The sequence below is a fragment of the Coriobacteriia bacterium genome (assembly GCA_030652115.1).
GTDB lineage: Bacteria > Actinomycetota > Coriobacteriia > Anaerosomatales > Anaerosomataceae > UBA6100.
Genome location: JAUSBK010000011.1, coordinates 49,124 through 73,033, shown reverse-complemented (window position 1 = coordinate 73,033; position 23,910 = coordinate 49,124). Strand labels below are relative to the sequence as shown.

Genomic DNA, 23,910 nt, shown 5'->3' with positions numbered 1-23,910 from the left:
GCCTACGCTCCTTCGCCGAGGATGCGCCCGATCGCGCGATCCAGACCGAGCGGCATCACGTGCACCCCGTCGGCGATCTGACGGATCTCGCGCACCTGTTCGGCGGCGAGGCGGATCGCCTCCTCGGCGGGGTCCTCGGCGCCGCGAATGCGATCGGCGATCGCGTCGGGAATCATGAGTCCGGCGAGATGCTCGTTCACGAACCGGATCACGCCCGGGCTCTTGATGACCAGCACGCTCGCGATGATCTTGGCGCCGAGGGGGCGCACGGCCTCCACCGCACGCTCGAGCTTAGCCATGTCGAAGATGGCCTGCGTCTGGAAGAAGCGGATGCCGGCTTCGATCTTCTGCTCGGTGCGCGCAAGCTGCACGTCCCAGGGCTCGGCCTCGGGGAACATCGCCCCGCCGATGTAGAAGCCGGTCGAACCCTTGAGTTCGTGGCCCATCATGTCGTGGCCTTCGTTCATCCCCACCGCCACCTGCGCAAGCTGGGTGGAGTCGAGGTCGAAGACGCCCTTCGCGTTCGGGTGATCGCCGGCGCGCGGATCGTCGCCGGTCACCATCAGCACGTTCTCGAGACCGAGCGACCAGGCCGCAAGCAGGTCGCTCTGCAGCGCGAGGCGGTTCCGGTCGCGGCACGTCTGCTGGAAGATCGGCTCGATCCCCCGGTCGAGGATCGCCTTGGAGGCGGCGAGGCTCGCCAGGTGCAGGCTCGCACCCTGGTTGTCGGTGACGTTGAGCGCATGGCAGTGCGGCGCGAGTAAGTCGACCGCCGCGTGCATGTGGGTGAGGTCGGCGCCCTTGGGCGGCGCCACCTCGCCGGTGACGACGAACTCCCCGGCCTCGAGCATGTCGCGAAGCCGACTCATCGCTCGGCCTTCCGGTCGTGGATGTCCACGGCGCCGGGCTTGAGCGCCGTCGAGAAGTCCTTAGGAGCGAGCGTCCCTTTGCTCGCACGACCCTGCTCGGCAAGCCGCTTGCGGATGCGCACGTGCGTGCACTCACGATCGGTGAGCACCTCGCACATGCCGTCCCACATGCCGCCGCATGGGCCGTTCAAGAGCCCCTTCGGGCAGGTCGTGACGGGGCAGATGCCTGCGGTCTGGTCGAGCACGCAGTCACCGCAGGTCTGGCAGCGCTCCTCGAAGATGCCGTTGCGGATGACCGTGCCGAGGAACAGCGACTCGAGTGCCGGGAACACCGGCTTGCCGATGGCGTCGGCAGTGGTCTGCACGCCTGCGCCGCACGCGAGCACGAGCACTGCGTCCGCAGCGTCGATGGCCTCCTGATGCTTGCGGCTCTCGAGCCTCGTGCCGTTCAGATGGCAGGTCACCTCACCGACCGTCCAGCCGGTGACTTCCACGCCCACCTCGGCCATGCGCTCGGCCATCTCCCGGAGTTCGGGTTCGCCGCCGGTATGCGCCACGGTCGCGCACTGACCGCAGCCCATGAGGAAGACGCGCCTGGCGCCGATGGACTCGAGGTTTGCTTTGATGCGCGACCAGTCTCGCGGCCTGGTGATGATCATCTGCTCGTCCCCTTGTGGCGGCCGATCGCGTCTCGCACGGCGGCGACACACCCCGGTGCGTCCTCAGAATACCCTGCGCCGAGCCCTTCGGCGAAGTCGCGTGTCACGACCGCGCCACCCACGAGCACCGGCACCGCCGCGATCTCGCGCACCGCGGCGACCGTGCGTTCCATGTTCGGCAGCGTGGTGGTCATGAGCGCCGAGAGACAGACCGCATCCGCGGCCTTTGCTGCCTCGGCGAACGACTCGGGTGCCACGTCCACACCCAGATCGTCCACGAGGAAACCCTGGCTCTCGAGCATCGAGACGCAGATGTCCTTGCCGATGGAGTGGATGTCGCCCTTCACCGTGCCGAAGACGACGCGGCCCTCGTGCGTGGCCGAGCCCTCGGGCAGGTGCGATTTCGCGCGCTCGACGGCCGCCCGCATGGCATCGGCGGCGGCGATGAGCTGCGGCAGAAAGGCATCGCCGCGGCCGTACGCGTCGCCCAAGCGCTGGATGGCGGGCGTCAGCACCTGCGCGATGACCGCCTGCGGGCCCTGACCGCCGGCGATGAGCTCGTCGACGAGCCCGGGAGCCGAGTCCGCGTCGCCGCGCTCGATCGCGAGGCCGAGACGCTCGGCCGTCGTGCCGGTCGTGACCCGCGCGGCCGGCACAGAGCCGCCATCCGAGGCAGCTACACGCGCGATCCACCCCTCGGCGCGCACGTCACGGCCAAGGAGCGCGTCGGCAGCAGCCGAAGCGGTGGGCGCGTCGAGCTCCACGGTCTCCGAGGGGTTCACGATCGCAGCAGTCAGGCCCGAGTGGACCGCCATCGCGAGGAACTGCGCGTTGAGCAGCGGCCGACCCGGCAGGCCGTGACTCACGTTGCTCACACCGGCGAGCGTGGCGAGGCCGAGGTCGTGGCTCACCGCCGCGATCGCCTTGAGCGTGGCGCTCGCGCCAGCCTCTTCGGTGGCAGCGGCGAGCACGAGCGTGTCGGCGACGAGATCGCGGTCGGTGAGTCCCGCGGCATGCGCAGCCTCGCGCACGCGCTCTACGACCGCCACGCGGGCGTCCGCTGCGTGCGGGATGCCGCTGTCGTCGAGCGCGAGCACCACGACGGCCGCGCCGTAGTGCGCGGCAAGCGGCAGCACCGAGGCGATCGAGCGTGCCTCGCCGCTCACGCTGTTCACGAGCGCGCGGCCCGGGTAGACCTTGAGGGCGGCCTCGAGGGCCGCCGGATCGGTCGTGTCGAGGACCAAGGGGAGGTCCACGAGCCCGGCGAGCGCGAGGACCGCCTTCGGCAGGACGTCCGCCTGGATGACGCCGGCGGCGCCCACGTTCACGTCGAGTAGGTCCGCCCCCGCGTCCTGCTGCTCGATGGCGTACTCGCGCACCACATCGAGCGTGCCCGCGCGCAGCGACTCGGCGAGGCGCTTCTTGCCGGTGGGGTTGATGCGCTCGCCGATGCGCACGAGCGGACGCCCGCCACCGATGCGCACCACGCCGCGCGGTCCGGCCACGGTCACGCCCGCGGGCGGCGCCTCACGCACGGCCAGGGGGCGTCCCTTGGCGAAGTCGAAGATGGCGCCCGTGAACTCGGGCGTGGAACCGCAGCATGAGCCCACGAGCGACGCGCCGGCGGACACGAAGCGCGCGGCGTACTGGCCCATCTCGAGCGCGGTGCCCGGGAAGACCGTCTTGCCGTCCACCAGCCGGGGCAGGCCCGCGTTCGGCCGCACGATGATCGGGAGTGTCGTGGCGCGCGCCATCCGCTCCAGAAGCGGCAGCATCTGCTCGGGGCCGAGGCCGCAGTTCATCCCGACCACGGAGGCGCCCGCAGCCTCGAGGATCACCGCGGCGGTCTCGGGGTCGGTGCCCGAGAGATCCATGCGGCCGCTCAGCCCGAAGGTGCACGTCACGAACACCGGCAGGTCGGTGACCGAGCGTGCCGCCAGTACGGCGCAACGCGCCTCGGCGATGTCGGTCATCGTGGCTATCTGGATCGCGTCCGGCCGCTCCGCGGCAAGCGCCGCCGCCTGCTCGGCAAACGCGTCGAACAGCTCGTCGAAGCGTACGCTCCCCAGCGGCTCGAGCACATGGCCCGTGGGACCCAGCTCGCCGAGGATATGCGTGGCGCCGCTCGCTCGCGCAACACGCACCGAGGCGCGGTTGAGTTCCTCCACCTGGTCGCCGAGCCCGTACGCGTCGAGCTTGATACGCGTCCCGCCGAAGGAGTTCGTGGTGGCGCAGTCCGCGCCCGCCAGGTTGTACAGGCGATGGACCTCGATAACGAGGTCGGGTGCCGTGATGTTGAGCTGCACGAACGACTGCTCAGCCGGCAGGTTGTGCTTCTGCAGCATCGTGCCCATCGCGCCGTCGAGCACGAGCACCTCGCAGCCGAGCCGCAGTGCGATATCAGGCATCTGTATCACCCTCCCCGGCTGCCGCCGCAGCGCCGCTCGCCTCGGCCGCACGCGCGGCCTTGTCGGCGATGTACATGGACACGAACCGGTAGCCGGTCCCGTAGACGATGCCGAAGAACGCTCCCAGCTGGAGCCAGGCGCTCGTACCCTCCCGCGCGTTGAACCTGCCGAGGTCGCCCGTGGACGATCCCCACACCAGAGAGCCGGCGAAGACGGCAAGGACGCCGATCAGACTCGTGCGCAGGAGCACCCTGCCGGCACGGTGGCCGAGGCGCGCGCTGACGGGCATGGCGAGCACGACCGCGAGGATCGCGGCGAAGGCCGCCACCGCCATGACCTGCACGAACGCGAGCTGAGGCATCCTCGTCCCCTCTTAGAACGTGAGCGTGATCGCTCTGCGCGGACAGGCTATCACGCACGCTTCGCAGTACACGCACTTGTCCTTGTCGAAGCACAGCGTCTGCGCCTCCGGGTCGAGCGTGAGCGCGTCGGGCTTGCAGACCGCCGTGCACAGGCCGCAGTTCACGCAGCGCTCTTCATCGAGCACGATGTCGCTCGCGGCCTCGTTGACGATCAGTCCCTGACCCTCGAGGAAGGCCACGCCGGCCGCAAAGTCCTCCTTGGTGCCCGTGACTTCGAGCACCATGCGCCCTTCCTGCGCGGGGTGGATCTGAGCGCGCAGGATGTTGGGCACGAGATCGTAGTCCTTCACGAGGTGGTAGATGACCGGCTTCAGGGACTGCCGGGGCGGGAACGTGAGGTCGAGTCTCTTGCGGGCCATGGCTAGATCGCCTCCCCTGTCCTGATGTCGAGCGGCTTCTGCGCCTGGCTCCCCACCTGCGGGAGCAGCTGCAGCGGCTCGGCGATCGCGAAGCGCTCCTCGGCGATCCACCGCTTCAGTTCGGCCGCGATCTTCCGCGCCTTGGGAAGAGAGCTGATCGGCCCGGTCGGGACCTTCTTGCCCTCGACCGTGATCGATCCGGTGCGCAGCTGCGCGTAACTGACCGTGCCGAATGACGGGCGCGAGCGACCGGCCACACCGTAGTCGTAGATCGTGGCGGTGATGTCCGCGTCGGTGAGCGCAAGCGTGGCCGCGATCTCCTCGTCGAGCACGGGGATCGGCACGCCGATCCCGACGAAACTCGAGACGCCGTAGCCGGTGAAGCTCGCCGCCGAGAAGAACTCGGGCGAAGCCGCCTTGAGGTCGGCGATCACCGCGAGCGTGCCTGCCGGCCGCACGGGCACGCCATGCTCGTCGCGGTCGGCGTGCGGGTTGTGCTGCGTGCCTTCCCAGGCCACGTAGCCCGGCGCACCGGCCACGAAGATGCGCGACCCGACGCCGATCGTGCGGTACGTGGGGTCGTTCAGCAGCGGCGAAAGCGCCCCCGCCGAGCAGTACGTGGCGTTGCCGAGCCGCGGCAGCAGCGTGCCGAGGTACGTGTGCAGCGCCCGGTCGGTGGTGTTCACGGCCACGGCGTAGTTCTGGTAGGCGTTCCGCGGGTTGAAGAAGTACGCCTGGTTCAGGTCGTCGAGCGTGATCCAGGTGTCGATCTCCGTACGCGGGTAGCAGTCGGTCCCGGGGCTCGTCGCGCGCAGTCGCACCGCACGCCCGCGCAACAGGTCCTCGATCACGTGCGCGCCGCCGTACTCAAGCCCGCGCGTGGTGCTCGGCTGCGTCACGCCGAGGTAGGTGTCCACCGCCGCCAGGCCGCCGTAGGCCGCAACGTCGTTCAGCCAGACCTCGGCCATGCGGATCGGCGGGTCCGAGTGCCCGAAGTTGAGGATCACCCCCGAGGAGCACATCGGGCCGAACGTCCCGGTGGTGACCACGTCCACCCTCTTGGCGGCTGCGCTCACCCCCTCGTCGGCGGCAAGCGACGCGAACTCCTCGGCGGTGAAGACGACTGCCTCACCGCTCGCGATGCGCGCATTGATCTCTTCCCAGCTCTTGGCCATACGACCTACCTCCGAACATGAAAAAACACCTCCCGCCCGGACTGTTCGTCAGGGCGAAAGGCGCTCAGGCTCTTTCGCGGTACCACCCGACTTCGTCACGAGTACTCGTGACCTCTTCTCGAGCACGGGACGGTGGTGGTTGCCGGCGGGCGGGAGATCTTCGCCGACGGTGTCCGATGCTCATGCAGCCTACGATAACGGGGGCGTCCGTCCGGCATTACTCCGCTAGAAGCGCGTTTCCTCCGGATGCCTCAGGGGCCATGTTCCGCGTTCTTTCGGGCGCCGGTTCTCAGCTGCTCCGGCTCTCTGGAGCCCTACTCGAGTGCGCGTACTCATCCCCTTCACAGGCGACTGTGAAGTTGTCGCACAAAGGTACGGGGCGAGCGGTGGGGGTGTCAAGGGCGAAAGCCCTCGTTCGGTCAGGCCCAAGTAACCGCGCAGACACGCACCAGGCCCGCCCCGCAGCATGCGCACCCGGTGAGACAATGTCACATAAGCGAAATGGCAGGAACACCCAGCCCGACGGCGAAGTCCCAAGACTGAGTCCATTCGGTACCGTTGGGGGGCATGATCCGATGAAGAGACGCACGTTAGTTCTGCTTGTCGCGCTCATCGCGCTTGCGGCGATGATTCCGGCACCAGTGTTCGCACAGGGCACCTCCGTGGCTGGCGCGGTTGCCGGCAAGGCCATCGGCGACACCGAGATGTCGGCCAGCGTCACGCCGAACTACGTCCCGGTGTACCGCTTCTCCGACATGTACAACGGCGCGACGCTCTACACGGCGAATCTGGCCGAAGCGATCGACATCATCAATAACTACTGGGACGTCTACTTGTATGAAGGCGTCGCGTTCCTCTACGATCCCGCGGTCGACACGGCGGCAATCTATCGCATGCACAATGTCGAGACCGACACGTTCCTGTACGCGGGTCTCGCCGAGGCGAATCAGATTCTCACGTACTACCCAACCCGCTTCACGAGCGAAGGGGTCGCGTTCTATCTGTCCTGGGCTCCCGGCACCGGCAAGATCCCGATCTACCGGTTCCTAGGGCCCGGCCTGAACAGCCAATTCTTGACGGCGAGTGAGACCGAGCGCGCCGCCATCCAGAGCGGATACCCGGCGACCCTCATGTTCGAGGGGACATTCGGCTATGTGAGTGGGGGACTACAGCTGGGTAGCGGCACCGGTTCGATCTCAGGCGTGGTGACCGGGCCGGGCAACGCGCCGCTTTCGGGCGTGTGGGTGCGCGCCTCGCTCGAGGACGACTCGGGCACGTGGTTCGCGCGCACGAACGGATCCGGCGCGTACAGCATCACCGGGCTCCCTGCTGGCAGCTACCTCGTCACCTTCAGCACGTGGCCCAACAACTTCGACAGCGGCTGGACCATCATCCCCGATTACTACCCCGGCGACGTGGCGGTTGCCAGCGCCACGAACACCCCGAACATCAACATCCGGCTCACGAGGCTGCCGCAGCCCGTCTATCGCTTCTTCAACTTCACGAACGGCACGCACTTCTTCACGCCATCCGAGGATGAGGCGAACAACGTCATCGATCAGTGGTCCGACATCTTCGAGTTCGAGGGCGTGGCGTACTACACCAACCCGGACAACAACACGCAGCCGCTCTACCGCTTCTTCAACCGCAACAGCGGCAGCCACTTCTACACCGCAAGCCTGGATGAGGCGAACTACGTGATCGCCACATGGCCGCACGTCTTCACGTTCGACGGCCCCACCTACTCGGTGAGCCGCTCCCCCGTGGCCAACAGCGTGCCGGTCTACCGCTTCTTCAATCGCACGAACGGCAGTCACTTCTACACGGCCTCCGCCGAAGAGGCCGACACGGTGATCGCCACGTGGCCCCACATCTACACGTTCGAAGGTCCGGCGTTCTGGATCGGCCAGTAACCAAAGATCTCTCGGAACAGGGGGTTCACCGTGAGGCATGTGCGGCAACTCGGTGCACGACGGATAGTGGCCATCATCGCCACAGCGAGCGTCGTTATGTCGATGATGACGAGCACTGCGCCGGCGAGCGCGCTCGTGTATGACTTAGCGCAGCTTTCGGCCAACGGCGTGAACGACATGTTCGTGTCGATGTCCGGAGACCGGGTGGCCTGGATCGCACCCGGCGGATCCGACGGTGGCGCCGATCAGGAGGTCTTCACCTGGACGCCGTCCGGTGGCGTCGTGCAGATCACCCGGGATACGCTCGATGATGCAGAACCGCGCGTGTCCGGCGACCGCATCGTGTGGTACGCCTGGCCCGGTGATGACTACGAGATTCGCATGTGGACGCCAGCAGGCGGCGTGGTGCAACTGACCGACAACACCGGGCACGACATGTACCCCGACGTCTCAGGGGATCGGGTCGTCTGGTACGGCAGTGGCGGATCTGACAGCGGGATGGACACAGAGATATTCACGTGGACGCCCGCCGGGGGCATCGCGCAGCTGACCGCCGACTCCTACTCACAGGCGCGCCCGAAGGTCTCCGGTGACCGCATAGCATGGATCGGCGAGGGAGGCTCCGACTTCGGTGCGGACAACGAAGTCTTCACCTGGACGCCCGCCGGGAGCATCGTGCAGCTGACACAGAACAGCGTCCTGGACTATGGAGCGTCTGTCTCCGGAGACAGGATCGCCTGGCACAGCGGCACTGGCGGGGACGCCGAGATCGTGACCTGGACTCCGGGCGGCGGCCTCGAGTCCGTGACGGACGACGACGCGTGGGACGTGTTCCCCTCGGTGTCGGGCGACCGCATCGCCTGGTACGGTGCAGGCGGCACCGATGGCGGGGCCGACGGAGAGATCTTCACCTGGACGCCAGCCGGCGGGGTCGTCCAGCTCACCACGAACTCGGTGCCAGATCCCTACTATCTCGAGTTCATGGACAACGTGCCGCTGGTGTCGGGCGACCGCGTCGTTTGGTCCGGCGCACCGGACGGTGCCGACGCGGAGATCTTCGCGTGGACGCCGACCGGGGGAACGATACAACTCACAACCGATGGTGCCGACGACCTCGCGCCGGTCGTCTCGGGCACACGCATCGCGTGGTTCGGCGCGGGTGGCACAGACGGTGGCAGCGACTACGAGGTGTTCACCAGCACGGGTCAGGCGCTTCCCCCCGCCCCCGCCCCCGTCTACCGCTTCTACAACTTCACCAACAACACGCACTTCTTCACCTCGTCGCTCGACGAGGCGAATTCGGTCATCGTGAACTACCCGAAGGTCTTCCGGTACGAGGGCATCTGCTACTACACGAACCTCAACAACAACACGCAGCCGCTCTACCGCTTCTACAATAAGGTGAGCGCGAGCCACTTCTACACGGCCTCCGCCGAAGAAGCCGCGCACATCCTGGCCACCTGGCCGACCATCTTCCAGCTCGACGGCCAGACGTACGCCGTGAACCCGGCGCCGGTCCCCAACAGCGCGCCGGTCTACCGGTTCTTCAACCTGCGCAACGGCAGCCACTTCTACACCGCCTCCGCCGAAGAGGCCGACATGGTGATCGCCACCTGGCCGAACGTGTACCGCTTCGAGGGTCCGGCGTTCTGGATCGGGCAGTAACGGTCGCTCCCCAGACGCCGCGCACCTCCGAAAGGCCGACACAACGTCGGCCTTTCGCGTTGGGCCTGCCGCTCCTCGGCGAGGCGTGACTGATTCACAACCCGTCCGTTTGTCACTTCGGGATGCGTCGTGGTGCACTGTAAGCCGATGATGTGTTCATGAGGGGCCGCGCGTAGGCGACCGCCTTGGCCCATGTCGTGGAGGAGGGCTCGGCAATGCGGGGATCAGCGATCTCACGGATTTTGCTGTGCAGCATCCTGGTGGCATCCATGGTGGCGGTGTCGCCACCGGGCATCGCCTCGGCGTGCAACACGAATCTCCACTGGCTCAACCCCCTCCCGCGCGGGGAAACGCTCAACGCGGTGAGCATGGCGAGCGCCGACGGTGAAGTGGCGTACGCCGTGGGGAACAACGGAGCCACGATCAAGACCTATGACGGAGGCAACAGCTGGGTGCAGAAGAGCTGCCCCGTTTCGACGGACCTCTTCGCGGTCTCATTCATCGACTCTTCGCACGGCTGGGCGGCAGGCCAGGGCGGCGTCATCCTGAAGATGACCGATGGGGCCTCTTATCAGCAGCAGACCAGCGGCACGGCCAATGATGTTCACGGCATCTTCTTCCGCGACAGCAACCTTGGATGGGCGTGCACGACCGGCGGCGACGTGCTCCGCACCACCAACGGGGGCACCACCTGGGCGCTTGTCGACCTCGGCGACTACTACTTCACCGAGGTCTACTTCGTGAGCGCTACGAAGGGGTTCGTCATCTCGGCCAACGGCGACATCTTCGTCTCGACCGACGGCGGCGCCAGCTGGCCGACGCACATCGACAAGGGCGACGCCGTCTCCTTCGAGGACATCTCCTTCGACCCTGACGATCCGCAGATCGGCTGGATCGCATCGGGCACCGGCAGCCCCTGGAAGACCGACGACGGCGGCGCCACCTGGAACACGGTGACCGCAGGCACCTCCTGGTACGCCGTGGAGTGCGCGGGCGGTGGCTCGAACGTCGTGTGGCTGGGCGGCATGAACAGCCAGCCCGACCACATCGGCAAGGTCACCGATGGCACCGTTCCATCCATCGAGGTCTACAACGACTCCGACTACGGCAAGGACATGCCGATCTGGGGCATCGACTGCTCGTCCGGCACGAAGCTGCTCGCCGTCGGGGTCGGCGGTCAGGTCACCTTCACCGAAGACGGCGGCTCAACCTGGGGCCACCGCGCTCAGAAGGCCCCCCGTGACTACCTGACATCGATCCAGTTCCTCGACTTCCGCACCGGCTACCTGTGCGCGGGTAGCGGGGTCTGGAAATCCACCAACGCCGGAATCGACTGGGTCTCCACGCCCACCCCCGCCGGCGGCATCCTGTACGACCTTCACTTCCTCGATGCCAACACCGGATGGGCGGTCGGCGGCAACGGCCGGATCCTCAAGACCGTCAACGGTGGGACCTCGTGGACGCCGCAGACGAGCGGTGTCACCGACGAGCTGAACGCGGTCTACTTCACCGACGCGACCCACGGCTGGGCGGCCGGTGGTAACGGGCGGCTGCTGTGGACGAACAACGGCGGTGGCACGTGGAACCCCACTACGCTTGGCACTGAGTCGTTCATGGCCATGGACTTCTTCGGCTCGGATCTCGGCGCCGTAGTAGGACGCAACGGCGCGGTCTACGTGACGAGCAACGGTGGCACCAACGGCGGCAACTGGGTCGCCGGTGGCCCGACCGGTTCGGGCGGCAGCCTCGATCTGGACGCGATCGACTACGCGGCCGCGAACGCCCTGTACATCGGCGGGGCCCGCAGGACGATCCTCGCAGCGGGCGACACGACGATGCTCAAGTCCACCAACGGTGGCGCCGTATGGGGCGCTCTCGTACCCGTCGACCTCACCAAGCGCAACGAGTTCATGGACTACGGCAGCGTAAACGCCCTGTCGTTCTCGAGCGGCACCACTGGCTGGGCGGCGCTCTCCGACGGCAGTGTCGCGTACACCACCGACAGCGGCAACACCTGGACCTATGGCACCGCCATGGACACGAACATGTCGGATATCTCGGTCGTCGGCGGCGAGTACGTCTGGGCGTGCGCCTCCAACGGACGCGTGATGTCCAACTACTCGTACGAGACCACCAAGGTCTACCGCTTCTACAACATGAAGAACGGCACGCACTTCTACACTGCCTCCTACGACGAGAAGATCAACATCATCAAGACGTGGCCGGACATCTACAAGTACGAGGGCGTGGGCTACGAGTACGACGGCCTCAAGGCCACCAAGCCCCTCTACCGCTTCTACAACAGGGTGACCGGCAGCCACTTCTACACCGTCTCCCTCGAGGAGGCGAACACCGTGATCGCCAAGTGGTCGAACGTGTACACGTTTGAGGGCCCGGCCTACAGCGTGTCGGACACGCCGGTTGCCGGAGGAACCGTCTACCGGTTCTACAACTTGAAGAACGGCAGTCACTTCTTCACCGCAAGTCCCGACGAGCGTGACATGGTCATCGCCACCTGGCCGAATGTCTTCCGCTACGAGGGCGAGGCGTACTACCTGCCGATGTAGCGGCACAGTCTGCAATAGACGGCATCGCGTACTACCTGGGTCAGTAGCGTCCGAGCGCTGCTGACCGAAGGGACCAGGGCCTGTACGGTTCGCCGTACGGGCCCTGGTGTGTCTGGCGATATGCCGTGCCGCGACCTATGATGGGATTCGGTCGCGATCGTGCGCTCAGCCCCCGGCGACCGACCGATCGCTGCCTGAGCTAGGGATGTGCAACATGAATCGCAAGATGCTCAGCACCGCGTGTGCAGTCGCGCTCATCGTAGCCGTCGCGATCGCACCCTCGGCCGCACTCGCGAGACCGGTCCGGACCGCTCCATCCCTCGATCTCGGCATCGACGTGACAGCCCCGCCGACGGGCTCCTCGTTCACGCCCACCGGTGGTACGCCACCGTCAGGCAAGCCACTGCCTCAGACCTCCGGCGATATCAGCGCGCTGGCAGCGGATACCTTCCCGGGCGACCCCGTGCAGTGGATCGACGCGTGGCAGGAACCGATCATTGGCACCGTCGATACGGCCGGCATCAATTGGAACTACTTCACCATCTACCTTGAAGCTGGAGAAGCGGTCGACTTCGAGCTCTACGGACCCGATGTGGACGCGAACTTCGACCTGTTCCTCTACGACCCCGCCGGGCTTCCGGCCCAAGACGATGACGGCAACGACCTCGGCGCCGATGAGTGGATCTCGGGCATCGCCAATGTGGCAGGCATCTGGTCGATCGGGGTGCAGGCCGTCTCGGGATCGGGCACCTACGAGCTGTACGGCCTGTTCGAGTCGCCGGACGACAACGTCCCGGCGGTTCCCATCCCGCCCACGCGAGTCCAGACCTGGCTCGACTCCTACAGCGACTGGGACGACGTCTACCGCGTCTGGCTCAACGCCGGAGACGTTCTCACCCTCTCGCTCACACGCGGCAGCACGTTCACCGCGGGCTTCTACCCGAACCTCTATCTCTACGCACCCGGCACCGCGAACGTCTGGGACGAGGCGGCTATCGCGGGCGCGGAAGGCACCATCTTCCCCAAGACCATCACATACGGCGTCCCTTCGTCCGGCTACTACTACGTGGACATCTACGAGTTCGCCGCAACTCACGAGCAGGGCGAAGCGTACCTCTCCTGGAAGGTCTCCTCGCCCGTCTACCGCTTCTACAACTTCACCAACAACACGCACTTCTTCACGCCGTCGCTCGACGAGGCGAACATGGTCCTCGCCACCTGGTCGAACGTGTTCCGGTACGAAGGCGTTGCGTACTATACGAATCCCGCCAACAACACACAGCCGCTCTACCGCTTCTACAACCGGGTGAGCAAGAGCCACTTCTACACAGCAAGCCTTGACGAAGCGAACACCATCCTGCTGCGCTATTCGGCCACCTACACCCTCGACGGTCAGACCTACGCCGTGAACCCGGCGCCGGTGGCAGGCAGCTCGCCGGTCTATCGCTTCTACAACCTGCGCAACGGCAGCCACTTCTACACCGCCTCGGCAGAAGAGGCGGACATGGTTATCGCAACCTGGCCGAGCGTGTACCGCTTCGAAGGGGCCGCGTTCTGGATCGGCCAGTAGCGTCGCCAGTTGCGTTTGGCGCTGGTCTCGCACGACCCGCGCGTTGCCCGTATCGCCCTGACCCCCTAGGATTACGAGGAGCAGCGCTCGTACGCCGCAGACCCACGCCGATGAAAGGCCCGCCGATGACGCGCAGTACTCCGTGGACCGTCCTCCTCCTCGCAACGCTCTTCGTCCTGGCGACGGTCCCGGCAGCCTTTGCGGCCACCGACGACTCCCTACCGGGTGACGCCCTGTCAGCCTCTCCGATCGCGGGCTCGCTTGACGCGACGACCGATGCGCGTGACGTCTACTACGTCCAGCTCGGCGTCGCAGAGACGCTTGTGTTGAGCCTCGCATCGAGCGAACCGCTCAGCGACTTCGACCTGTATCTGTATGGCCCCGGCACGCCAGCGGGCGTCCCGAACCACGCGTCCGCAGTCGCCAAATCGGCGCTCCCCGCCTACTATCCCGAGACGATCACCTACACCGCCCCCACAGCGGGCACCTACTACATCGAGGTCTACGCTTCCGAGGGCACTGCCAACACCACCCTCAGCTGGTCGGTCCTGCCGGAGCCCCTCGTCTCCATCTACCGCTTCTACAACGTCCGCACAGGCACGCACTTCTACACCCCGTCGCTCGACGAGGCGAACTCGGTACTGGCGAACTACGCGAACGTGTTCAGCTACGAAGGGATCGCGTACTACACGAGGGCGTCGAAGAACACCCAGCCGCTCTACCGTTTCTACAACCGTCGCAACGGGAGCCACTTCTACACCGCATCGGCCGACGAGCGCGACCGCGTGATCGCCGCGTACTCGAACGTCTTCACCTACGAGGGCGAGACGTACAAGGTGACGCCCGCTGTCGAGGCGGGCAAGACGGCGGTCTACCGCTTCTACAACATGCGGAACGGAAGCCACTTCTTCACGGCGTCGCTCGACGAGGCGAACGCAGTGATACTGCAATGGTCGAACGTCTACCGCCTCGAGGGTCCGGCTTTCTACCTCGGCCTGTAGCGCGCGCTAGAGCAGCTTGAGCGCCGCCTCGATGACCTCGTGGTGATCGAACGCCACGGGCGGTAGCGCGTCCACGGGGTGCCAGGAGACCTCGGCGGCGTCATCTCCGGCCACGGGTGAGAGCTCGGCGTCGCCCACGCGCGCGAGCCACGCGGTGGCGACCGTCCAGCCGCGCGGGTCGCGTCCGCGCTTGCCGAAGACGCCGACGATCGTGAGCTCGCCGTCCCAGACCACGCCGGTCTCCTCGGCGAACTCGCGGCGCGCCGCGTCCTCGGCCTGCTCGTACTCGTCTACGAATCCGCCGGGGAGCGCCCACTCGCCCTTGAACGGGCCGTGACCGCGAAGGATGAGCAGTACCTCGCGTGCGCCTGCCTCGCCGCGGATGGCGACGGTGTCAGCGGTGAGCGCGGGTCTCGGAAAGTGGTAGGCGTACATGCGCCGAGTGTAGCGCAACCGTTGTGCCCGAGGCTTCCGAACGCAGGCACCCGGGCGTATCCTGGCATGACCTGTCCTGACGAGGAGCCGGCGTGACACTCAACCCCCTTCGGTGGTCCCATCGCGCAAAGCTCATCGCCGCGTTCGCCGCGCTCTACGTGGTGTGGGGGTCGACGTACCTCGCCATCCGCATCGGGCTCGAGGCAGACATGCCCCCGGCCCTGTTCGCGGGCATGCGCCTCGTACCCGCCGGTCTGCTGCTGCTCGCGTTCGCCCGCGCGCGGGGCGCGCGCCTTCGGATCGCCTTCGATGAGTACCGCATCATCGCCACCGTCGGCATCCTGCTCCTCGTCGGGGGTATGTACTCGACCTTCCTCTCGGAGCGCTCCATACCCTCGGGGCTCGCCGCGCTGATCGTGGCACTGCTCCCTCTGTGGGTCGCGCTCGCCGAGTCGATGATCCCCGGGATGGATCGCCCGTCGGCGCGCGGATACGTGGGGCTCGTGGTCGGCTTCGCGGGCCTTGGCGTGCTCATGGCGCCGCGTCTCACGGGGATAGCCGGCACGCCGCGTGAGCTGATCGGAGTCGCAACCCAGATCGTCGGCACCTGGCTGTGGTCGGCGGGTTCCATCCTCTCCAAGCGACGCCCGATCAAGTCCGATGCCCTCGTGGCGACCGGCTACGAGATGCTCACCGCGGGCGCGGTCCTGCTCGTGATCGGCACCGTCAAGGGCGAGTGGCCCGCGTTCACGCTGAGCACATCGGGCGCGCTCGCGCTGGCATACCTCATCATCTTCGGCAGCTGTATCGCGTTCACCGCATTCGTGTGGCTCCTGCGGCACGCGCCTGCCTCGAAGGTGATGACGTACGCGTACGTGAACCCCGTCATCGCTGTCTTCCTTGGATGGGTGGCGGGTCGCATCGGGCTCGTGCCGCCTGAGCCGATCGACGGATGGGTGCTGGCAGGCATGGCGATCATCGTGGCCGGCGTCGCGCTTACGACGAGCGCTCCCTCCCGCCCCGGCGTGCTGTCCGCGCCGGTACCGGAGGCCGAGTCCGCCGCCGCCGAAGTGGATGCGTCCGGCTCCTGAGCGACACGCTCTAAGTCGAGCCACCGACCTCCACGACATCTCCACGCGCGTCGCACAGCGAGCGCACACGGGCTGGAGATACTCCTGACGTGCCCACGAAAGGAGACACACCATGTTCACTCAGTACGGCGAGGCGATCGCAGGCGGACAGCGCATGATGGGCGGAGCTCCGCTCGGCATGAACAGCTTCGGCGGGTTCGGCATCGCGGCGCTCATCGGATTCGTCGTGATCGCGGCGGTCGTCGTGGCAGTCATCATCTGGGCCATCGCCCGCAAGTCGCCGAGCGGTTCGGCGGCCGTTCCCTCAGCGCAGCCGACCATCCTCTCCGAGGATGCCGCGCTCGCCATCGCTCGTGAGCGACTGGCCCGCGGCGAGATCGACCCGGATCAGTACACCGCCATCGTCGCGGCCCTGAACGGCCAGGCGACCACAGCCCCTCAAGGGTAGACCCCCCTCCCTACCCTTCCCTCCCTCGCGAGCAGGGCGGGACCGGATCACCGGTCCCGCCCTGCGCCCGTATCTGAGGTCCTCGGAAGCGCCCCGGCCACGCCGGGGCCGTGCTAATTGCCGAGCGCCACGAAGTACGCGACGCCTTCGTACGCGTAGACGTTCGACCAGGTGGCGATCACCATATCCGCCTCCTGCAGCGAGATCGTGTAGAAGTGGCTCTTGCTACGCACGTTGTAGAAGCGGTAGACAGGGACGCAGTCTGCAGCGTTCAGCGACACGAAGTACGCCGGTCCCTCATATGCGTAGGTGCGTGACCAGTTGGCCATCACGAAGTTGGCCTCGTCGAGCGACGCCGTGTAGAAGTGCGTGCCGTTGGTCTTGTTGTAGAAGCGGTAGAGCGGCTGAGTCATCACCGGCGATGTGGTGTTGATGGAGTAGGCCGCGCCTTCGAAGCGATACGTGGACGACCACTTGCTGATGACCGCGTACCGCTCGGCCTCCGAGGTCGTGTAGAAGTGGCTGCCGTTCTTCACGTTGTAAAAGCGGTAGATAGGCGCCTTGCCGGGATACGCGAGCGGATCGCCGAAGAACCGGCTGTAGATGTTCCACACGCTGATCTGCGGGAAGTATGGCGTGTACGTGTACGCGTTCCAGGTAGGCTGATTCATCGGCACGATGTCGACGCGCGCCGCGCTCGGATAGCTGTAGACGTTCTTCACTTTGCCCGGCGTCCAGTAGTACGGAGAGCTCGTATCGGTGGGCGCCGAGCCGAGCTTCTGGGTGCCGGTCCAGACCTGATCGCCAAATCCGGGGTGCGTGTCCGGCGAGCCTGGATAGCAGCCGACGCCCATCGCGTTGATGATGTGGTACCACGTGCTGTGCGTGGTTCCCGCCGGCATCGGGTAGGGCCCGTCGTACGTGCCCGTATGCCAGGCCTGCGTGATGAGCGACTGCTCCTTCTCGAGGGTCGCCAGGATGAGCTTCGGCGTGACGTTCCAGTACAGGGCAGCCTCGGCGATGATCGTGGAAGCGCGCTTGACGACGGGGCTGTGCGCCCCGTTCGGTCCGCCCTCGGCACAGTAGTAGTCCTTGAGCACGCTGTTGTTGACCTCGAGGAAGGCCTGGATGTCGGCCTCGGACATCGACGTGGCGGCGCGCCAGTTGTCGTCCGAGATGATGATGTACGGGTTGTAGTTGGGCGCATAGTTGGCCGGATCGTAGCCGGGCGGGAAGTAGCCCTCCGCGCCGGGATAGGCGCCGAGCGCAACGCCCGGAGCCACCAGCGCGAGGACGAGCGCCAGGGAGAAGACGAAGCGGCCGAATGACGGCGCGGGCTTGCTGGCGGGAGTGAGCTTCAACATCATGCTGCGACCTCCACGGGTGGTCAGGGGCCGGACCACGGGCTAAGAGCATACCAGCCGCCCAAGTGCGGCGCGAACGCCGCAGGTCAGCGGCGTCGCCCGACGGACAGCCGGCTAGTTCCCGATAAAGTAGGCGACACCCTCGTAGGCGAAGGTAGACGGGTACTTGGCGATGACGCTGTCCCGTTCCTCGGCCGACGTGGTGTAGAAATGGCTGCCGTTCTTCTTGTTGAAGAAGCGGTACATCGGCGTACCGTTCTCGGCGTTCATCGACACGTTGTAGACCGGGCCCTCGAACGTGTACGTGGCCGCGTACCTGGCGATCACGTTGTCCGCTTCTTCGGCAGACGCGGTGTAGAAGTGGCTGCCGTTCTTCTTGTTGTAGAAGCGGTAGAGCGCCACGGCGTTTGCCGGATTCGCGGTGTTCACCCAGTAGGCCGGGCCTTCGAACGTGTACGTGGCCGCCCACTGCCGAATGACCGTGTAGCGCTCGGTCTCCGAGGCGGTGTAGAAGTGGCTGCCGTTGGCCTTGTTGAAGAAGCGGTACACGGGCTTCACCGAAGGATCGGCGAGCGGCCCCTCGTCGAAGTACTTCCAGTAGATCGTCCAGAACAAGTAGTTGCCGCCGTAGATGTCCGAGGTGGGACCGTGCGAGTGCGGCGTGTACACGTAGAGCTTGTACGTTGCGAGGTTCTGCGGCACGAACTCGGTGTTCGGCGTGTACGGCTGCGTGACGCAGTTGATGCAGATCGTCCGCTTGAGACCGGGCGTCCACGAAGTCTCGGCGTAGCTATCGAGCGCGCGCGCCGCATACCAGATCTGGTTGCCGAGGCCGCAGTAGATCGGATTGCGGGTCTCGGGCGTCGAGCCGTCGTAGCAGCCGAAGCCGAGCGCCCAGTCGAGCGTGGTCTGCGACGGGGCGGTCTTGGTGATCAGGCTCTGCTCCTTCTGGAGCATCGTGAGCAGCACCTTCGGGTTGATGTTGAACTCCTGGGATACCTCCCAGATGAGCAGCGACACGGGCTGCATCGTCCCGTCCGAGTGGCGCGCTGCGAGCGTGGTGTCGAGCACGCCGGTGTACCGCTCGAGGAAGGCCTGGATGTCGGCAGCCGAGAGTGATCCGGATGCACGCATGACGTCATCACTGATGATGATCTCGGCCACGAAGGGCGGCGCGGTGGCCGCCGAGGCGATCCCCGGCGCGAGCAGCGCGCACGCAAGCGCAACGGCGGCTGTGAGACGTGAGATGCGCGCCAGGCGCGCGACGAAACCCGCTGGAGACGGCTTCAACATAGGCTACGAATACCTCCAGGGCGATTGGCAAAGCTGCACAACACCAGATTATAGCAGCATCGATGCCATGCTGCCCGCGCAGCGGACAGGCGGCAGACCAGTTGGCGGTGCTCACACCTCGTCGATGAGCGGCAGTTTCGGCTCTTCTGCCAGGCCGAATGCCCGCGCGAGCGCGGCAGGGTCCACCGCGGCCTCGTCGTAGCCCACCCACGGGTCCGTGCCAAGCGCCGCGAGCCGGTGCGGCACGCTCCGGATGTCGTAGCCGTCGCTCCGAACCCCTGCGCGCAGCTCGTCCCAGCGGATCGGCACCGACACCGGTGCCTGTCCGCGGGCCCGCGTGGAGAATGCGGCGACCGCGGTCGCGCCCCGCGTGTTGCGCATGTAGTCGATGAAGATCCGGCCCTGCCGGTGCTTCTTGAGCGGATTGGTGGTGAAGCGGTCGGGCGCGCTGGCCGCCACAGCCTCGGCGATCGCCTTCGCCACGTCGCGCGCGCGCGTCCAGTCGGCCGTGCGCAGCAACGGCGTCACCACGTGAAGCCCCTTGCCGCCGGTGGTCTTGGCGAAGGCCGTCGCCCCGAGCGCCTCGAGATGCTCGCGCACGAGCAGCGCCGCGTCGCGCACAGCCTCCCATGCAACGTCCGGGCCGGGGTCCAGGTCGAGGATCAGCCGATCGGGACGCTCCACGTCGTCGGCGAGCGACCCCCAAGTGTGGATCTCCAGCACGCCGAGCTGCACGAGCGCGACCAGCGCCTCGGCCGAACCGGCGAGCGCATAGGAGACCGGGCCGTCGTCGTGCTGCACGACCACGTGCCCGATGCTCGCGGGGAAGCCCGTTTCGGTGTTCTTCTGGTAGAAGCACTTCGTGTCCGCGCCGTGCGGACAGCGCACGAGCACGAGCGGCCGGTTCTCGAGATGCGGGAGCATCCACTCGGCCTGGCGCTCGTAGTACGCCGCCAGCTCGCGCTTGGTCACGCCGAGGCCGGCGAAGAGCAGCTTGTCGGGATGCGTGAGCTTGACGCCGGCGACGGTGTCGGGCGCAGCCGCCTGCAGTGTGCCGAGGTCCTCCCGAACGCCCTCGAAGGACGCGTGACGCACCACACCCGAGGCGGTCCACTCGGCGAACGCGACCTCCACGGCAAGCTCGGGCCGCACCCACATGACGCCGGTGCGGTCTGCTGCGGGCACGTCGAGTGACGGCCCGTCGCTCGCGATCGCCTCCAGGCGCGTGCGGAGCGCCCGCGACTCTTCGGCGTTCCAGCCGGTGCCCACGCGCCCCGCGTACGCGAGCACGCCAGCCGACGAGCGCGCGGCAAGCGCGAGCGCGCCGACACCCGGCGTGCCGTCCGAAGGCACGGTGTAGCCGACCACTACGAAGTCCTCGCGGCCGGTGCACTTGCGCTTCTGCCAGTCGCGCCCGCGGCCGGCGCGGTAAACGCTGTCAGCGCGCTTGGCCACCGACCCCTCGAGCTCGAACGCGCACGTCTGCCGATGGAACGCTTCGCCCTCGCCCGCCACGTGGCCCACGTAGCGCACCCGCGGACCGGCGGGAGCGAGCACGTGCTCGAGCAGACGCTTGCGATCGCGCAGCGGCGCTCCGCGCAGGTCGTAGCCGCCGAGGTACGGCAGGTCGAAGACGTGGTAGGTGAGGTCGGCCGCCGAGCCGCGCTTGAGCTCGGCCGTGAGCGCGCCGAAGCTGGTGCGGCCGTCCGGCATGAGCACGGTCACCTCGCCGTCGAGCCAGGCGCTGCTGAGGCCGAGCGCGCGCACCGGCTCCACGAGCGCAGCGAAGCGCGTCGTCCAGTCGATGCCGTTGCGGGTGAAGAAGCGGACGTCGTCGCCTTCAACGCGCACGAGCGCACGGTAGCCGTCGAGCTTGATCTCGTGGAGCCACTCCGCGCCCGCCGGCACGCGGGCGACCTTCGTCGCGAGCTCCGGAGCGAACGTCTCGGGCATCGGCGCGCTGAGGGCGCCGGGCGCTTGTGACGGGTCGGCGTCGTCCCCCTCGGCGGGCGTCTCGACACCCGCGGCAGCGATCTCCTCCATGCTGCGACCGGTTTTGGCCGAGAGCGGGAGCGCCGCGAGCACGTCGTACTCGGCGTGCGGCCGAACGCGCGCGTCGCGCTCCTTGATGAGGAGCCAGCTGTCTTTGGTCTCCTTCGGCCGGCGCTTCATGCGCACGAGCGCGAAGCCGCCTTCGAGCTTGTGGCCGTGCAGGTCGATCTTGAGGTTGCCCGCACGGTACATCTCCAGCGCGTCGCCCCGCGGCGTGTAGGTGCCGAAGTCCCACAGCATCACCGTGCCGCCGCCGTACTCGCCTGCCGGGATCGTGCCTTCGAAGCTCCCGTACTCGATCGGGTGGTCCTCTACCTCCACGGCGAGGTGCTTCTCGGTGGTGTCGAAGCTCGGCCCCTTCGGCACGGCCCACGAACGCAGCACGCCCTCCATCTCGAGACGGAAGTCGTAGTGCAGGCGCGAGGCAGCATGCTTCTGGATCACGAAGCGCGGCGCGTCGGCCGGCGCTGCGGTGCCGCCGTCAGGCTCGGGCGTGCGCGCGAAGTCGCGCTTCTCGCGGTAGCGATCCAGCGGCATCGGCGGCCTACGCCCCCTTCGCAACCTCGAGACTGCGCTTCAGGAGCGCCATCATGTCGATGACCTCCCCACCTTCGCTCTGCGGCACCTCGGCAGGCGCCGCGACCGCGGTCACCTCGCCGGTCGTGACCTTGCGCTCGATGAGATCGAGCACGTCGTCGCGGTAGCTGTCGGTGAGCTTGGACGGATCGAACGGCTCGACCATCGCCTCCACGAGCTGCCCCGCGAGTGCGACCTCCTTGTCGGTCACGCCGAGCGTCTTCAGGTCCGCCGAAGGCAGGTCGAGCCCTTCGGTGGAGCGCAGTTCGTGCGGGTAGCGCAGGATCTCGAGCATGAGCGCGTCGCCCGTTGGAACGAGAGCAGCCACACGCTGCTTCGTGCGAATCACCACGTAGGCGAGCGCGATGTAGCCCGAGCGTGCGAGCGTCTCGCGCAGGATCGCGTACGCCTTTCGTGCGGCGGTGGTCGCCGGCGTGAGGAAGTAGGGCTTGTCGAAGTAGCTGAGCGCGATCTCCTCGGCCTTCACCATCGACACGATGTCGATCGTGCGCGTGGCCTTCACGTTTGCGGCCGCGAGATCGTCGTCGGTGACCACCACGTATTGGCCCGGCTCGTACTCGTAGCCCTTCACGACCTCCTCCCACGGCACCTCTTCGCCGGTGGCGGCGTTCACGCGCCGCTGCTTCACCGGCGCCATGTCGCGACGATCGAGCTGGTGGAAGGCGAGTTCGCGGGGTTCCTCGGCGGGACGGACCTCCACAGGGATGGTCACGAGGCCAAAGCTGATGTCGCCGGTCCAGATGGAGCGTGGCATGCGCACAACCTCCCGGTTCGGGGTCTGAACCAGGAGATACCCGTGGAGGCTGCGCGGGTCACGCGGACGCGCTAGCCGAGGAGCAGGTCCACCACGCGGCGGCCGGGGTCGACCACAAGCCCGGTGGCCGCAGCGGCGGTCTCGCGGAACCCGACGCCGCCGTTCACGCCGATTTCGGGGCCTGCGAGCACGAAGGGGACCGCTTCTCCCACGTGCGTCTTGAGCTCGATGGGCGTGGGGTGGTCGGGCATCGCAAGCACGCGCAGCTCGCCGAGCCGGTCGCGCAGCACGCTCGCCATCTCCCGGTCGATCGCCTCGATGGCGGCGATCTTGCCCTCCACGTTGCCGGCGTGGCCCTCTTCGTCCGGCGACTCCACGTGCACGATCACCAGATCGTGGTCATCGAGCGCCGCGAGTGCGCCTTCGATCTGCGCGCGGTAGTCGTTGTCCGGCCCGTCGCTCACGCCGGGGATATCCAGCCGGTCGATGCCGAAGAGCACCGCGAGGCCGTTCAGCAGGTCCACGCCGGAGGTCATGGCCGCCGGGATGCCGCGCAACTCGCCGAATGGCGTAAGGCCCTTCGGCGCGGCGCCCGGCCAGAACGGCCAGATGTCGGTGGCGGGAAGCCCACCACGTGCGATACGCGCGGCGTTCACCGCCGAGGTGGCGAGCACCGGTCGCGCACGCTCCATGAGATCGGCGAGCAGCCCTGCGCCCTCCCCCTGCGGCGTCTTGTCGGCAATGGGCTGGTCGCTGATGTCGTGCGGCGGCGTGTACGCACACTCGAGCAACTCCGGATGGCCCTTCACCACGAGGATGTGGCGGTACGCGACCCCCGGATAGAAGGTGAAGGTTCCGTCGCCGAGCGCCTCGCCGAGCTCGGAGACGATCGCCCGCGACTCGTTGGTGGTGATGTGTCCGCACGCGTACGAGGTCATGACGCCGTCGGTGATGCTCACGGTGTTCATGCGGAGCGCGACCTCGTCGTCGGCAAGCGAGATCCCCATGCTCGCCGCCTCGATCGCGCCTCGGCCCACGTAGTTGGCGATCGGGTCGTAGCCGAGGATCGACGTGCACGCTGCCGAGGAGGACGGCTCCGCTCCCGGTGGGACGGTCTGGGCGAGACCCACCATGCCGGCAGCGGCGATCGCGTCGAGGTTGGGAGTATTCGCGTAGCCCAGCGTGGTGCGGGAGCCCAGCTCATCGAGAGGCCAGCCGGCCGCGCCGTCGAGGATCAGGATGACGTGCTTCAAAGGTCCCCTCCTTGC

At 67.1% G+C, this 23,910-nt stretch carries 19 protein-coding genes; 7 read left to right on the top strand and 12 right to left on the bottom strand.

Going from position 1 to position 23,910, the window contains the following annotated elements; genetic code table 11:
* Positions 1–2: 2 nt before the first annotated feature.
* The 6 genes from Q7W51_10115 to Q7W51_10090 are packed head-to-tail and all read right to left on the bottom strand — an operon-like array spanning position 3 to position 5,892.
* Positions 3–869: a methylenetetrahydrofolate reductase gene (locus tag Q7W51_10115; GenBank protein ID MDO8848725.1), complete on the bottom strand. Its 867-nt coding sequence runs from the start codon at positions 867–869 to the stop codon at positions 3–5.
* Positions 866–1,528, bottom strand: coding sequence for a methylenetetrahydrofolate reductase C-terminal domain-containing protein (locus Q7W51_10110; protein ID MDO8848724.1), 663 nt, complete (start codon positions 1,526–1,528; stop codon positions 866–868). The genes Q7W51_10115 and Q7W51_10110 overlap by 4 nt, the downstream gene beginning before the upstream one ends.
* Positions 1,525–3,936: a homocysteine S-methyltransferase family protein gene (locus tag Q7W51_10105; GenBank protein ID MDO8848723.1), complete on the bottom strand. Its 2,412-nt coding sequence runs from the start codon at positions 3,934–3,936 to the stop codon at positions 1,525–1,527. The genes Q7W51_10110 and Q7W51_10105 overlap by 4 nt, the downstream gene beginning before the upstream one ends.
* Positions 3,929–4,297 carry a hypothetical protein gene (locus Q7W51_10100; GenBank protein MDO8848722.1) on the bottom strand — a complete coding sequence of 123 codons (369 nt, stop codon included), beginning with the start codon at positions 4,295–4,297 and terminating at the stop codon, positions 3,929–3,931. Before Q7W51_10100 ends, Q7W51_10105 begins: the two co-directional genes overlap by 8 nt.
* Positions 4,298–4,309: 12 nt before the next feature.
* Entirely contained in the window at positions 4,310–4,717 is a 408-nt protein-coding gene (locus Q7W51_10095) for an NIL domain-containing protein (protein ID MDO8848721.1), read from the bottom strand.
* A gap of 2 nt (positions 4,718–4,719) precedes the next feature.
* Complete coding sequence (locus Q7W51_10090) at positions 4,720–5,892, bottom strand: homocysteine biosynthesis protein (protein ID MDO8848720.1); 1,173 nt, start codon at positions 5,890–5,892, stop codon at positions 4,720–4,722.
* Positions 5,893–6,467: 575 nt separating this feature from the next.
* Here Q7W51_10090 and Q7W51_10085 point away from each other — a divergent pair.
* The 5 genes from Q7W51_10085 (at position 6,468) to Q7W51_10065 (ending at position 14,608) form a co-directional block, all read left to right on the top strand.
* On the top strand, positions 6,468–7,805 hold the full coding sequence (locus Q7W51_10085; GenBank protein MDO8848719.1) for a carboxypeptidase regulatory-like domain-containing protein: 1,338 nt from the start codon (positions 6,468–6,470) through the stop codon (positions 7,803–7,805).
* Between the two features lie 30 nt (positions 7,806–7,835).
* Positions 7,836–9,470 (top strand): hypothetical protein, encoded by a 1,635-nt coding sequence (locus tag Q7W51_10080; GenBank protein MDO8848718.1) that lies wholly within the window; start codon positions 7,836–7,838, stop codon positions 9,468–9,470.
* 215 nt (positions 9,471–9,685) lie between these two features.
* Positions 9,686–12,037: a YCF48-related protein gene (locus tag Q7W51_10075; protein ID MDO8848717.1), complete on the top strand. Its 2,352-nt coding sequence runs from the start codon at positions 9,686–9,688 to the stop codon at positions 12,035–12,037.
* Between the two features lie 214 nt (positions 12,038–12,251).
* Entirely contained in the window at positions 12,252–13,607 is a 1,356-nt protein-coding gene (locus tag Q7W51_10070) for a hypothetical protein (GenBank protein ID MDO8848716.1), read from the top strand.
* Positions 13,608–13,732: 125 nt separating this feature from the next.
* Complete coding sequence (locus Q7W51_10065; GenBank protein ID MDO8848715.1) at positions 13,733–14,608, top strand: pre-peptidase C-terminal domain-containing protein; 876 nt, start codon at positions 13,733–13,735, stop codon at positions 14,606–14,608.
* Positions 14,609–14,614: 6 nt separating this feature from the next.
* On the opposite strand, the gene Q7W51_10060 is transcribed toward Q7W51_10065, so the two are convergent.
* Positions 14,615–15,061: an NUDIX hydrolase gene (locus Q7W51_10060; GenBank protein ID MDO8848714.1), complete on the bottom strand. Its 447-nt coding sequence runs from the start codon at positions 15,059–15,061 to the stop codon at positions 14,615–14,617.
* Positions 15,062–15,135: 74 nt separating this feature from the next.
* Between Q7W51_10060 and Q7W51_10055 the strand changes: the two genes are divergently transcribed.
* Positions 15,136–16,134, top strand: coding sequence for an EamA family transporter (locus Q7W51_10055; GenBank protein MDO8848713.1), 999 nt, complete (start codon positions 15,136–15,138; stop codon positions 16,132–16,134).
* 112 nt (positions 16,135–16,246) lie between these two features.
* Positions 16,247–16,582, top strand: coding sequence for a hypothetical protein (locus Q7W51_10050; protein ID MDO8848712.1), 336 nt, complete (start codon positions 16,247–16,249; stop codon positions 16,580–16,582).
* Positions 16,583–16,695: 113 nt separating this feature from the next.
* Here the strand turns inward: Q7W51_10050 and Q7W51_10045 are convergent, their stop codons facing one another.
* The 5 genes from Q7W51_10045 to Q7W51_10025 form a co-directional block, all read right to left on the bottom strand.
* Positions 16,696–17,949 carry a hypothetical protein gene (locus Q7W51_10045; GenBank protein ID MDO8848711.1) on the bottom strand — a complete coding sequence of 418 codons (1,254 nt, stop codon included), beginning with the start codon at positions 17,947–17,949 and terminating at the stop codon, positions 16,696–16,698.
* 111 nt (positions 17,950–18,060) lie between these two features.
* Positions 18,061–19,239 carry a hypothetical protein gene (locus Q7W51_10040; protein MDO8848710.1) on the bottom strand — a complete coding sequence of 393 codons (1,179 nt, stop codon included), beginning with the start codon at positions 19,237–19,239 and terminating at the stop codon, positions 18,061–18,063.
* A 111-nt stretch (positions 19,240–19,350) separates the two neighbouring features.
* Positions 19,351–21,828 carry a DNA ligase D gene (ligD, locus tag Q7W51_10035; protein ID MDO8848709.1) on the bottom strand — a complete coding sequence of 826 codons (2,478 nt, stop codon included), beginning with the start codon at positions 21,826–21,828 and terminating at the stop codon, positions 19,351–19,353.
* 7 nt (positions 21,829–21,835) lie between these two features.
* The gene (locus Q7W51_10030) at positions 21,836–22,642 is read right to left on the bottom strand and encodes a Ku protein (GenBank protein ID MDO8848708.1); all 807 of its coding nucleotides are present in this window, start codon (positions 22,640–22,642) and stop codon (positions 21,836–21,838) included.
* A gap of 71 nt (positions 22,643–22,713) precedes the next feature.
* Positions 22,714–23,895: a cofactor-independent phosphoglycerate mutase gene (locus Q7W51_10025; GenBank protein ID MDO8848707.1), complete on the bottom strand. Its 1,182-nt coding sequence runs from the start codon at positions 23,893–23,895 to the stop codon at positions 22,714–22,716.
* Between the last annotated feature and the right edge of the window lie 15 nt (positions 23,896–23,910).